This is a genomic window from Phytohabitans sp. LJ34 (assembly GCF_052068095.1).
Taxonomy (GTDB): domain Bacteria; phylum Actinomycetota; class Actinomycetes; order Mycobacteriales; family Micromonosporaceae; genus Phytohabitans.
Genome location: NZ_JBQHDG010000016.1, coordinates 238384 through 250893, shown reverse-complemented (window position 1 = coordinate 250893; position 12510 = coordinate 238384). Strand labels below are relative to the sequence as shown.

Annotated in this window: 10 protein-coding genes; 7 read left to right on the top strand and 3 right to left on the bottom strand. The window is 73.1% G+C overall.

Features of this window, described 5'->3' with window-relative positions:
* Positions 1 to 24: 24 nt before the first annotated feature.
* The 5 genes from ACTMTJ_RS27625 (at position 25) to ACTMTJ_RS27605 (ending at position 5283) form a co-directional block, all read left to right on the top strand.
* Positions 25 to 897 (top strand): RNA polymerase sigma-70 factor, encoded by an 873-nt coding sequence (locus ACTMTJ_RS27625; protein ID WP_441220944.1) that lies wholly within the window; start codon positions 25 to 27, stop codon positions 895 to 897.
* 68 nt (positions 898 to 965) lie between these two features.
* Positions 966 to 2315: an NAD(P)/FAD-dependent oxidoreductase gene (locus tag ACTMTJ_RS27620; RefSeq protein WP_441220942.1), complete on the top strand. Its 1350-nt coding sequence runs from the start codon at positions 966 to 968 to the stop codon at positions 2313 to 2315.
* Positions 2299 to 2664 (top strand): siderophore-interacting protein, encoded by a 366-nt coding sequence (locus ACTMTJ_RS27615; RefSeq protein WP_441220940.1) that lies wholly within the window; start codon positions 2299 to 2301, stop codon positions 2662 to 2664. Before ACTMTJ_RS27620 ends, ACTMTJ_RS27615 begins: the two co-directional genes overlap by 17 nt.
* A 52-nt stretch (positions 2665 to 2716) precedes the next feature.
* Positions 2717 to 3931 (top strand): phosphoglycerate dehydrogenase, encoded by a 1215-nt coding sequence (gene serA, locus ACTMTJ_RS27610; RefSeq protein WP_441220938.1) that lies wholly within the window; start codon positions 2717 to 2719, stop codon positions 3929 to 3931.
* Entirely contained in the window at positions 3928 to 5283 is a 1356-nt protein-coding gene (locus ACTMTJ_RS27605; protein ID WP_441220937.1) for an FAD-binding oxidoreductase, read from the top strand. The genes serA and ACTMTJ_RS27605 overlap by 4 nt, the downstream gene beginning before the upstream one ends.
* Positions 5284 to 5357: 74 nt before the next feature.
* Here ACTMTJ_RS27605 and ACTMTJ_RS27600 read toward each other — a convergent pair whose 3' ends face one another.
* From ACTMTJ_RS27600 to ACTMTJ_RS27590, 3 genes are all read right to left on the bottom strand, one after another.
* Positions 5358 to 6410 (bottom strand): lytic polysaccharide monooxygenase auxiliary activity family 9 protein, encoded by a 1053-nt coding sequence (locus ACTMTJ_RS27600; protein ID WP_441220935.1) that lies wholly within the window; start codon positions 6408 to 6410, stop codon positions 5358 to 5360.
* Positions 6411 to 6559: 149 nt separating this feature from the next.
* The gene (locus ACTMTJ_RS27595) at positions 6560 to 7186 is read right to left on the bottom strand and encodes a DUF305 domain-containing protein (protein WP_441220933.1); all 627 of its coding nucleotides are present in this window, start codon (positions 7184 to 7186) and stop codon (positions 6560 to 6562) included.
* Positions 7187 to 7285: 99 nt separating this feature from the next.
* Positions 7286 to 7660, bottom strand: a complete 375-nt coding sequence (locus ACTMTJ_RS27590) for a DUF6153 family protein (RefSeq protein ID WP_441220931.1) — start codon at positions 7658 to 7660, stop codon at positions 7286 to 7288.
* A gap of 150 nt (positions 7661 to 7810) precedes the next feature.
* On the opposite strand from ACTMTJ_RS27590, the gene ACTMTJ_RS27585 reads away from it, so the two are divergent.
* Both ACTMTJ_RS27585 and ACTMTJ_RS27580 read left to right on the top strand, forming a co-directional pair.
* Positions 7811 to 11377: a S8 family peptidase gene (locus ACTMTJ_RS27585; RefSeq protein WP_441220929.1), complete on the top strand. Its 3567-nt coding sequence runs from the start codon at positions 7811 to 7813 to the stop codon at positions 11375 to 11377.
* Positions 11374 to 12357, top strand: coding sequence for a transcriptional regulator TrmB (locus tag ACTMTJ_RS27580; RefSeq protein WP_441220927.1), 984 nt, complete (start codon positions 11374 to 11376; stop codon positions 12355 to 12357). Before ACTMTJ_RS27585 ends, ACTMTJ_RS27580 begins: the two co-directional genes overlap by 4 nt.
* Positions 12358 to 12510 lie beyond the last annotated feature (153 nt).

Here is a 12510-nt window from a genome sequence, read left to right as displayed (position 1 = left end):
GGCGCGGCCAGTAATCTTGGTCGCGTGGCGGATCTGGACGAGGCGGCAGCCGTCTTCACCAGCCTGCGGCCGCGCTTGTTCGGCATCGCGTACCGGATGCTCAGCAGCGTCGCCGAGGCCGAAGACGTCGTGCAGGACGTCTGGCTGCGGTGGCAGGCGACCGACCGTGACGCGGTGGTCAACCCGGCCGCGTTCCTGGCCACCACCACGACCCGGCTGGCCATCAACGCGCTCCAGTCGGCCCGCGTACGCCGCGAGACGTACATCGGCCCGTGGCTGCCCGAGCCGGTCGACACCAGCGCCGACCCCTACCTCGGCGCCGAGCGCGGGGAGGCCCTGGAGTTCGCCGCCCTGCTGCTGATGGAGCGGCTCACCCCCAACGAGCGCGCCGCCTACGTGCTGCGTGAGGCGTTCGACTACCCGTACGCCCAGATCGCCGACATCCTCCAGGCCACCGAGCCGGCGGTACGCCAGCTGGTCAGCCGGGCCCGCAAACACATGGCCGGCGAAAAGCGCGCCCCCGCCACGGCCGCGGCCCAACGGGAGTTGCTCACCTCGTTCGTCGAGGCCGCCCGCACCGGCGACATGAGCGGGTTGGAACGGCTGTTCGCGGCGGACGTGACGAGCTACTCGGACGGCGATGGCGCGGCGCGCGTGTCCCGGCGCCCGGTGGTCGGCGTCGGGCGGGTGGCGAAGTTCGTCACCGCCGTCGCGGGCTGGTTCTGGATCGGCGTCGATGTCGAGTGGGCGAGCACCAACGGGCAGACCTCCGCCGTGCTGCGCCGCGACGGCAAGGTGTTCGCGGTCCTCACCGTCAACGCGTCCGCCGACGGCATCGACCAGGTGATGTGGATGTTCAACCCGACCAAGATCGCGGGGGTGTCCCTGCCGGCCTGACCGCTCCCGTGTCACAAACCAGCGTGCTGTCCGGTCATAGCTGGTGACACGAGAGAAGTGAGGACGAGATGCGGACGATCCTGGTGGTCGGTGGCGGATACGCCGGCTTCTACACGGCGTGGAAGTTGGAGAAGAAGCTCCGGCGGGACGAGGCGCGGGTCATCGTGGTCGACCCGAGGCCCTACATGACCTACCAGCCTTTCCTCCCGGAGGTGCTGGCCGGGTCGGTCGAGGCCCGGCACGCCGCGGTGTCGCTGCGCCGCCACCTCCACAAGACCAAGCTCGTCACGGGTACCGTCGTGGCCGTCGACCACGCGCACCGGACCGCCACCGTGCGGCCGGCCGACGGTCCCGAGTTCGCGCTCGGCTACGACATCATCGTCGTCACCGCCGGCGCGGTCACCCGCAAGCTGGCCGTTCCCGGCGTGGCGGAGCAGGCGATCGGCATGAAGCACGTGGAGGAGGCGGTGGCGATCCGCGACCGGCTGCTGACCGCCTTCGACCGGGCCGCGACGCTCGAGCCGGGGCCGCTGCGCCGAAAGTTGCTCACCGTGACGTTCGTGGGCGGTGGTTTCTCCGGCGTCGAGGGCTTCGGCGAGCTGCTGTCCCTGGCGAGGTCGCTGCTGCGCAGGTACCCCGAGGTGGACCCGGCCGAGCTGCGGTTCCACCTGGTGGAGGCGCGGGACCGGATCCTTCCCGAGGTCACCGACGAGCCCGGCCGGTGGGTAGTGCGGTCGCTGGAGAAGCGCGGGGGACAGGTGCACCTCAACGCCCAGGTCGTCTCCGCGCGCGACGGCCACGTGGTGCTCTCGACCGGCGTGGAGTTCGACTCCGACCTGATCGTCTGGACCGTCGGCAACGCCGCCAACCCGATGGTGCGCAGCCACACCGACCTGCCCATCGACGAGCGCGGGATGCTGACGGTGCGGGCCGACCTGCGGGTCGGCACCGAGAGCGACCCGGTGCCGGACGCCTGGGGCGCGGGTGACGACGCGGCCGTGCCGGACCTGGCCGCGGGCCGGCCCGGCGTCGCCACGGTGCCGAACGCCCAGCACGCCGTGCGGCAGGGCAAGCTCCTGGCCAGAAACATCGTGGCCAGCCTCCGCGGGCGCAAGACCAAGCCTTACCTGCACCACAGCCTCGGCACGGTCGCCACGCTCGGCCTCGGCCGGGGCATCTTCCAGTACCGCCGCATCGTGATCAAGGGGCTGCCGGCCTGGCTGATGCACCGGGGGTACCACGTGCTGGCCGTGCCGAGCTGGGAGCGGAAGGTCCGGGTGCTGGCGATCTGGCTGACCGCCGCGGTGTTCGGCCGCGACATCGTCTCGCTGGCCGCGGTGCAGGAGCCGCGGGAGGCGTTCGTGACCGGTGGCGAAACGGAGCAGGGTGCCCGGCGCGAGTATGCGCGAGCCGCATGAGGATGTCGTGCGCGGGTTCGCCGATGCCTGCCGGGTAGGCGACGTCGTCGCGCTCCGGGCCGCCCTGGACGCCGCCGCCGTCGCCGTGTGCGACGGCGGCGGCGTGGTGCCCGCACCCCGGCGGCCGGTCCACGGCGCGGAGGAGGTGGCGCGGCTCGTCGCCGTGCTGCTGTGCGGGCGGCCGGGCACCGAGCTGACCGTCGAGTCCGTCAACGGCCGTGCCGGGCTGGCGCTCCGCCGCGCCGGACACGCCGTGGCGGTGGTCGCGGTCGAGCAGGTCGGCGCGCGTGTCGCTGTCCTCTGGATCACCCTCAACCCCACCAAGCTGCGGGGCTGGCACCGCCGTTGACTACGATCTGGACCTGGGCTTTTAGCCGAGATCCGCGACTGGATTGGACGTCATGGCCGGCCACGAAACGCTGCGCGCACTGCTCCTGGAGAGCATCCACCCCGACGCCGTCTCCCGGCTGCGTGCCGCGGGATGCGCCGTCGAGACAGTTTCCTCCGCCCTCGACGAGGAGGAGTTGATCGAGCGCGTGCGGGGCGTACACCTGCTGGGTGTGCGGTCCAAGACGCAGGTGACCGAGCGGGTCCTGGCGGCGAGCCCGCACCTGCTCGGGGTCGGCGCCTTCTGCATCGGCACCGACCAGATCGACCTCGCGGCGGCCGCGCGGTCCGGCATCGCGGTCTTCAACGCGCCGTTCTCCAACACCCGCAGCGTGGTGGAGCTGGCCCTCGCCGAGATCGTCATGCTCGCCCGCCGGGTGGTCGAGAAGAACAACTCCATGCACGAGGGTGTGTGGGACAAGGCCGCCACCGGCAGCCACGAGGTCCGCGGGCGGACGCTCGGCATCGTCGGGTACGGCAACATCGGCACCCAGCTGTCCGTGCTGGCGGAAAACCTCGGCATGCGGGTGTACTTCTACGACACCGCCGACAAGCTCGCGCTGGGCAACGCCAAGCGCTGCGACACGCTCGACGAGCTGCTGGAGGTGGCCGAGACGGTCACCCTGCACGTCGACGGCCGCCCCGGCAACAGCGGCTTCTTCGGCGAGGAGCAGTTCGCCAAGATGCGGCCGCGGAGCCTGTTCCTCAACCTGTCCCGCGGCTTCGTCATCGACTACCCGGCGCTGCGGCGACACCTCCAGAGCGGCCACATCGCGGGCGCGGCCGTCGACGTCTTCCCGGAGGAGCCGAAGGGTCGGGGCGACGAGTTCAAGTCGGAGCTGCGCGGCCTGCCCAACGTGATCCTCACCCCGCACATCGGCGGCTCGACCGAGGAGGCACAGGCCGACATCGGCGGGTTCGTGGCCAACAAGCTGGCCCAGTACGTCAGCGAGGGCAACACCACGCTGAGTGTCAACCTGCCGACCATCGCGCTGCCGCAGCAGCCGCGCACCCACCGCATCGCCCACGTGCACCGCAACACGCCGGGCGTGCTGGCGCAGGTCAACAGCATCCTGGCCGAGCACGCGGTCAACATCGAGGGTCAGCTGCTGGCCACCCGCGGCGAGCACGGCTACCTGCTGACCGACGTCGGCGTCGACTACTCCGAAGACGTGCTCACCCGGCTGCGCGAGATGGAGCAGACCATCCGCCTGCGAGTCCTCTCGTGAGCGACCTGGAGGACGAGCTGCGGGCGGTGGTCGGCCCGGCGCACGTGCTTGTCGACGGAGACCTGCGCGCGCCGTACGAGACGGACTGGACCCGACGCTTCACCGGCGGCGCCCGCTGCGTCGTGCGGCCGGCCAGCACCGCTGAGGTGGCGGCGGTGGTGCGCGCCTGCGCGGCCGCCGGCGCCCCGATCGTGGTGCAGGGCGGCAACACCGGCCTCGTCGGTGCGGGCGTACCGGCCGGCGGCGAAGTGCTGGTCAGCCTCACCCGGCTTAGCCAGCTGGACCCGGTGGACCCGGTCGAGGCCCAGGTGACGGCGGGCGCCGGCGTGACCCTGGAGAAGCTCCAAGGCCACGCGCGGGCCGCCGGGCTCGACTTCGGCGTCGACCTGGCCGCCCGCTCGGCCGCCACGGTTGGCGGCATGATCGCCACCAACGCGGGCGGCATCCGCGTGCTCCAGCACGGCAGCATGCGCGCCCAGGTCGCCGGCCTCGAGGCCGTGCTGGCCGACGGCACCGTGCTGACCAGGCTGACCGGGCTGGCCAAGGACAACACCGGCTACGACCTGACCCAGCTGCTGGCCGGCAGCGAGGGCACGCTCGCCATCGTGACGCGGGCGCGGCTCCGGCTGGTACCCCTGCTGCCGGCGCGGGCGGTGGCCCTCGTCGCGGTGGCCGGCACCGACGCGGCCCTGGATCTGCTCGCGGCCGCCCGGGCGCGACTGCCCAGCCTGTCGGCGGCCGAGATCTTCTACCCCGACGGCCTCGACCTGGTCCGCTCGTACGCCAAGCTGCCCGCCCCGTTCGCCGACGCCGCCGGCGCCTACGTGGTGCTGGAGTGCGCCGCCCGCACCGACCCGACCGACGACGTGCTGGAGATGCTCTCCACCTGCGAGGCCGTCGACGACGCCACGGTGGCGTCCGACCGCGCCGGCCTCGAACGGCTGTGGTCCTACCGCGAGTCGCACACCGAGGCGATCAGCACCGCCGGCGTGCCGACGAAGCTCGACGTGTGCGTCCCCCTGGGCGAGCTGTCCGCGCTGGTCGCCGAGCTGCCCGCCACGGTGGCGGCGGTCGCGCCCGCCGCCCGCGCGATCCTGTTCGGCCACCTCAACGAGGGCAACCTGCACGTCAACGTGCTCGACGCCGGAGAGCGCGCCGAGGAGGTCACCGACGCCGTGCTGCGCCTCGTGGCCGCGCACCGGGGCAGCATCAGCTCCGAGCACGGCGTGGGCCGGGCCAAGGCGCCCTGGCTCTCGCTCTCCCGAGCACCGGAGGAGATCGCCGCCATGCGCCGGATCAAGGCCGCCCTCGACCCGGCCGGCCTGCTCAACCCGGGCGTACTCCTCGACTAGGCAGGCCGCGGGAGCCGCGGGCGCGGTGCCGTTGCGGCGGGGCGGCACGGTGGGTGCCGCCCCGCCGCCCTACGTCAGCTGGCCGTACAGGTCAGCGTCGGCGCGGTGTTCGTGCCGTTCCAGGTGCCGTTGAACCCGAAACTCGTGCTCTGGCCGGCGTTCAACCGCCCGTTGTAGTTGGCGTTGGCGGCGGTTATCGCCGCGCCGCTCGCGGTCAGCGTCGCGTTCCACGAGCTGGTGATGCTCTGGCCGTTGGCCCAGGTCCACCGGACCGTCCAACCACTGATCGCGGCGCTGCCCGCGGTGACCGTCACGGTGGCGTTGAAGCCGCCGCTCCACTCACTGCTCTTGGCGTACGCCGCCGTGCACGCGCCGTTGCCCGGCGGCGGTGTCGTGACCGGCGGGGTGGTGACCGGCGGCGTGGTCACGGGCGGAGTCGTCACGGGCGGCGTGGTGCTGGTGCCGCCGCCGAAGGTGACGTCGCTGCACAGGTAGTACGGCTGGTCGAGGTGGCTCGCCTGCCAGATCGTGTAGACGACGTGCCGGCCGGTGCGGTTGCCCGCGTTGACCTGGGCCTGGTAGAGCCCGGTGGTCGGGTAGCTGCCGGTGCGCTGGATCAGGTCCAGGCTGCCCCAGGTGAGCGGCGTGCCCGGGTTGTAGCCCTGCTTGGTGATGTAGATCAGCAGGTAGTCGGCACCGTGCTTCGCCTGGTCCGTGATGGTCAGCGTGAAGTTGTTCGGTATCGGCTTGGCCACCCACTCGCCAACCGCGTCCAGCGAGGCGTACAGCCCGCCCTGGGTGCGGCCGCCGCTGCACAGCTGGCCGTCCGGCACCGCGGCCTGGTGGTTGCCGCCCACGCCCTCGCGGAACAGCCCGTTCCAGTTCCACATGGTGTTGGGGTTGGCCTGCCAGGCCTGGGCGCACATCGGGTCGGTCTGTGCCATGGTGGGGTTGAGGTGGTCGTCACCCCAGCGCTCCCAACATCCGTAGTTACGCGACGGCGGGTCGGTGGTGGAGCCGTGCGCCGAGGCCGGGTTGGCCTGGGCGATGACGATCATCGTGAACGCGGCCGCCACGATGGCGACCGCGCCGAGCGCGAGCTGTTTGGCCCGCTTCGAAGCCTGCATGAAACGCTCCAGCGTCGAGTGAGCGGGTAGGGGAAGACTGCCCGCGCCGGCTTGGCGGCTCCCGCGCCGATCGTACATATTCAATTCACATGTGTGAATGCTGGGGTGGTCCCGGCGCCCGCGGTGGACGCCGGGACCACCCGGGCCGGTCAGAGGGTGCCGAGCAGGGTCTTCATCTGCTGAATCTCGGCGGTCTGGTCAGCCTCGATCTTCTTCGCCAGGGCCTTGGCGTCCGGCTGTTGGCCCTGCTGTTGCTCAGCGGTGGCCATCGACAGTGCCCCCTCGTGGTGGCGGATCATCATGTCCAGAAACATCCGGTCGAACTCGCCGCCGCTGGCCTTCTCCAGACCGGCCATGTCGGCGTCGCTCATCATTCCCGCGTGGCTGCCTCCCATGTCGTGACCGCCTTCGGTGGTCGACGGCATCGGTGCGCCCCAGGTGGCCAACCACCCGGTCATCACGCTGATCTCCGGCGCCTGCGCCCCCGCGATCTTGGCGGCGAGCGCCTTCACCTGCTGGTTGGCCGCGCGGGTGCCGGCGAGTTCGGCCATCTCCACGGCCTGCTGGTGGTGCGGGATCATCCCCTGCGCGAACCGGACGTCCGCGTCGTTGTGTCCGGCCACGCCCGCCGACGCGCTGGCGTCGGCGCCCGGCTGCCGCTGGCCGGTGTGACCGCTCTCGCCGTCCGCGTCACCGCCGCAGGCGGCGGCGAACACGAGCAGGGCGGTCGCCGAGACGAGGCCGCCCGCGCGGCGAATGGCTGCGTTGTCACGCATAGTTGATCGACTCCTTGTAGGTCATCGTCGCGATGTCATGGGCAGCGGCCGACGACCGAGCACCCGATGTGGCGTGTCGGTGGTCGGCGGGGAGTCGGCTTATACGCGTAGCAGCGAGAGCTCTGCCAGACCCGGCGGCCCGCGACCGCTGCCGTCCCCGGCTTCGGACGCGGCCGTCCGCGCGCTCAGCAACGGCGGCTCGACCGGCGGCGCGGGCGCCACGGCCAGGGCCGGGATGCCATCGGGGCCGTTCGACCCCTGGTGGGGCTGGCATACCTGGCCCGGATGGCTGTGCGATGGATCGGGGCAGTCGTCGCCCTCCGCGTGCGGGCAGTGACCGGGTGCCACCAGCGCCGCGTGCGCCGCGGGCGCCGGCCGGGTGTGTGCGGCTGGCCCGCCGGCGAGCTGGTGCATCGCGACCAGCCCGGCCGCCACGGCGACGAGGACCACCCGTCGTGCCAGCGCTCTACCCACGTTTCTCTCTACGTCCCCGGCGCCGCGGCGGCTCAACCCGCGGCGGTGCTGACCGGGCCGGGCGGCGCCGGTGGCGGGATCGCGCCATGGCGCAACTCCGCCACGAGCGGACTATTCACGCGGTGGCCGGCGGCACGGTAGACCTCTGCCATGCCCCGCACGAAGATCCTCACCTGCCTCGTCGCGCTGACCCTCGCCGCGACGGGAAGCGCTGGAGGTGCGCCCGCCCAGGCGGCGCCGCGCACACCCGTGGGCCAGGCGACGACGGCCACCCACACCGTCACGCTGGTCACCGGCGACGTCGTCACCGTCACCACCCACGCGGGCGGTGAGCAGACCGCCGAGGTGGACCGGCCCGACGAGGCGACCGGCGGGGTGCACGTCCAGGAGAGCGGCGGCGACCTCTACGTCCTGCCCGACGAGGTGCTGCCGCTGCTCTCCGCCGACCGGCTGGACCGGCGGCTCTTCAACGTCACCGACCTCGTCGAGATGGGGTACGACGACGCGAAGACCGCGACCGTCCCGCTCATCGCCACGTTCGACCCCCGGAAGCGGGCCGCGACACCCGCCGGCGGCCGGGTGGTGCGCCAGCTGCCCAGCGTCGGCGGCGCCGCGCTCACCGCGGACAAGAAGCGGGCCCGCGACTTCTGGACCGCCGCGGCCGGCGGTGGCGGCATCACGAAGCTGTGGCTCGACGGCCGGGTCGAGGCGGCGCTGTCCGAGAGCGTGCCGCAGGTGGGCGCGCCGCAGGCGTGGGCGGCCGGGTACGACGGGACCGGCGTGACCGTGGCGGTGCTCGACACCGGCGTGGACGCCACCCACCCGGACCTGGCCGGCCAGGTCGGCGAGAAGGTCAGCTTCGTGCCGGGCGAGGACACCTCGGACGTCGACGGGCACGGCACCCACGTCGCCTCGACGATCGCCGGCACCGGCGCGGCGTCCGGTGGCGCGCTCAAGGGCGTGGCGCCCGGCGCCGACCTGATCGTCGGCAAGGTGCTCGGCAACGACGGCTACGGCGCGGACTCGTGGGTGCTGGCCGGCATGCAGTGGGCCGCCGAGTCCGGCGCCGACGTGGTCAGCATGAGCCTGGGCGACGCCGCTCCCACGGACGGCAGCGACCCGATGTCGGCCGCGGTGGACGCACTCTCCGCCAGGTACGGCACGCTCTTCGTCGTCGCGGCCGGCAACTCCGGGCCGGAGACGATCGGCGCGCCCGCCGCCGCCGCGAGCGCGCTCACCGTCGGCGCGGTCGACAAGCAGGACGCGCTGGCGTACTTCTCCAGCACCGGCCCCGTCTTCCGCACCGGCGCCGTCAAGCCGGACATCGCCGCGCCGGGCGTCGACATCAACGCCGCCCGCTCGCAGCAGATGCCCGAGGGCACCGGGATGTACCGGTCGATCAGCGGCACGTCGATGGCGACGCCGCACGTCTCTGGCGCGGCGGCGATCCTGGCGCAGCGGCACCCGGACTGGTCCGGCCAGCGCCTCAAGGACGCGCTGATGAGCACCGCGAAGGGCGTGGACCACACGCCGTACGAGGTGGGCGCCGGCCGGCTCGACGTGGCGGCCGCGGTCACCAGCGCGGTGACGGCGACCGGGTCCGTCTACTTCGGAGCGTTCGACTGGCCGCACGAGCCGGGCGACGGACCGGTGGCCAGGACGGTCACGTTCACCAACGACGGGGCGGCCGCGCGCACGCTGCGGCTGTCGGCCGCGGCGCCCTTCACCGCACCCGGCGAGGTGACCGTGCCGGCCGGGGGCGCCGTGGACGTCACCGTCACCGGCGACCCCACCGCGGCGGACCCGGGGCGCCACACCGGCTACCTCGCCGGCACCGACGCCGCCACCGGCGAGCCGGTCACGCGTACCGCCCTCGGTCTGGTCAAGGAAGACGAGCGCTACGACCTGACCGTCAAGCTCGTCGACCGGGACGGCCGGCCGGCCAAGGCGCGGGTGGTCCTCAACCGGGCCGGCGACTTCTGGCCCTCGGCCTACGACGTGGACGGCGCGCTGACCCTGCGGCTGCCGCCCGGCACGTACTCGGCGGCGTCCTATCTGGACGTTCGCGGCGAGCGGCCGGACGCGCTCGGCCTGGCGCTGCTCGTGGCGCCCGAGACCGTCCTGGATGGACCGGCGCAGGTGGTGCTGGACGCTCGCCGGGCCCGCCTGCTGGACACCGCCGCGCCCGGCCGCACCGAGGACCGCCAGGTCAAGCTCGACTTCTCCGTCGAGTACGCGGACGGCGGCGAGTTCCGGGACGCGTACATGATCCCGGTACGGTACGACGACCTCTACGTGCTGCCGACGAAGAAAGGCACCCGGTCGGCGTTCACACTGGCCACCCGCTGGCGCAAGGGCGAGCCGCCGCTGACCGTGAGCTGGTTCGGCGACACCACCGTGCAGCCCGGCTCCACGCTGACCGGCGGCTCGGGCCGGCACAAGGTGGTCTACGCGGGGACCGGCGCGGACTTCGCCGGCGTCGACGCGAAGGGCAAGATCGTCGTGGTCACCCGCAGCGACGCGGTCGGCCCGGAGGAGCGCGCCGCCAACGCGGTCGCCGCCGGTGCCGCGGTGCTGCTCGTCGTCAACGACGCTCCCGGCGTCCTCAGCGAGTACGTCGGCGAGCGGCCGATCCCGGTCGCCTCGGTGCACCGGGACGCGGGCGCCGCGCTTGTCGCCCTGGCCAAGACGGAGCGGCTGACCCTCGGCGTCACCCAGCGGCCGTACACCACGACGGTCTACGACCTGACCCGCAACTACGCGGGCGCGGTGCCGGACCGGCCCCTGACCTACGAGCCGAGCCATCGGGACCTGGCTCGGATCGACGCGCGCTACCACGCGGTCGAGGACGGCGAAGGGGCCGGCTTCCGGTACGACATGACGTTCACGCCGAGCGTCGGCTTCCGCGAGCGGGAGTGGTACGCCGGCACCCGCACCGAGTGGGTCACGCCCGACCAGGTCTGGCACGAGTCGCACCAGCAGGGCATCTGGACGGACACCTCGTACCACGACGCCTACCGCAAGGGCACCACGACGCGGCTGGACTGGTTCGCCCCGGCCACCCGCCCCGCCTTCAGCCGCACCTTCGGCGTCCAGAATGGACGGTACCGGGACTACCTGACGGTCAACGCGCAGGCGTGGAGCCCGTCCGGGGAGACGCTGGAGCACGGCGGCTACATGGAGTGGGGCGAGCTGCCGACGCACCTGAAGCTGTACCAGGGCGGCAAACTGCTGCACGAGAACACGCAAGGCGCCGACCTCCAGTGGGCGGAGGTGCCCGCCGGCACGCTGCCGTACCGCCTGGTGCTCGACGCGTCCCGCCCGGCCGAGCGGTGGCGGCTGTCGACGCGCACCCACACCGAGTGGGACTTCGTCTCCAGCTCCAACGACGCCGACGACTTCGTCCCGCTCGCGCTGCTCCAACTCGACTACCGGCTGGAGACCGACCTGCGCGGCGACGTGAAGGGCGGCACCACCCAGCGGATCGGCGTGACGGCGGGCCCGCAGCCCGGCGGCACCGGCACCGGCCGGGTCACCTCGCTGTCCCTCGACGTCTCGTACGACGACGGCGCCACGTGGCGGAAGGTCACCCTCCACAACGGAGTCGGCACCCTCAAGCCGCCGAAGCACGGCTACATCTCCCTGCGCGCGTCCGCGGCCACCGGCACTGGCTGGCGGATCAGTCAGGAGATCGTCCGGGCGTACGGGCTGCGATGAGGCCGTTCGACGGGTGGGCGGGCGCGCCGATGCTCGCCGCGCTGGGGCTGAGCCAGGAGGAGGAGTCCGCCTACCGCGCGCTGCTGGGCGTGCCCACCGCGACGGCCGCGGACCTCGGCGGGCCGGGTGCGGAGGCGGCGCTGGCCCGCCTTGTCGACCTCGGCCTGGCGATCCCCACCGGTGTCGACGCGTACGCCGCCGCGCCGCCCGCGATGGCGCTCGGCGCGCTGCTCGGCGCCCGCCGCGACGAGCTGCGGGCGGCCGAACGGGCCCTCGTCACGCTCGCCGAGGAGCATCGGGCGGCGGTGGCGGGGCGCAGCCTCGACGAGCTCATCGAGGTGGTCAGCGGCGTCGACGCCATCCGCCACCGGTTCCTCCAGGTGCAGGCGGCCGCCCGCACCCAGATCCGGACCTTCGTCACCGCACCGTTCGTGGCGGTGCCGCCCGGCGAGAACCCGGCCGAGGACGCGGCGGTTGGCCGCGGCGTACGGTTTCGCGTCGTCGCGGAACGCTCGGTGCTCGCCCAGCCCGGCGCGGTCGGCGAGACGGTGTCCTCGCTGCGCAACGGCGTCGAGGTACGCGTGGTCGACGCGCTGCCGATAAAGCTCGTGCTGGCCGACGACGACCTCGGCCTGGTGCCGCTGGCCGCCGAGCCCGGCGGCGAGCCGGGCGCGGTCCTGCTGCACCGCAGCGGCCTGCTTTCCGCACTGGACGCCCTTTTCGAGAACGTGTGGCGGCGCGCGTACCCGCTGGAGCCGACCGGCGACGGCCTCGCCGAACGGGACCGCGACGGGCCCAGCGAGCTCGACCGCAAAATCCTCGCGCTGCTGCTGGCCGGGCTCACCGACCAGGCCGTGGCGACCCAGCTCGACCTGTCGCTGCGCACACTCCAGCGGCGGGTGCGCCACCTGCTCGACCTCGCCGGCGTCGAGTCCCGCATGCAGCTCGGCTGGGTCGCCGCCCGAAACGGCTGGGCCTGATCGACCATCCTTTGCCCTTTACGGCTAAAAGAACCAGTTCAGGTCCCGGGTCGCGTCACCGGCGGACCGCCGCTCCCGCCGGAGACCGCGGAGGCCGGCGGCTCGCTGGCGCGAGCCGAAATCCCCGGCCTCCGCTGCCATCTCCGCGGTGCA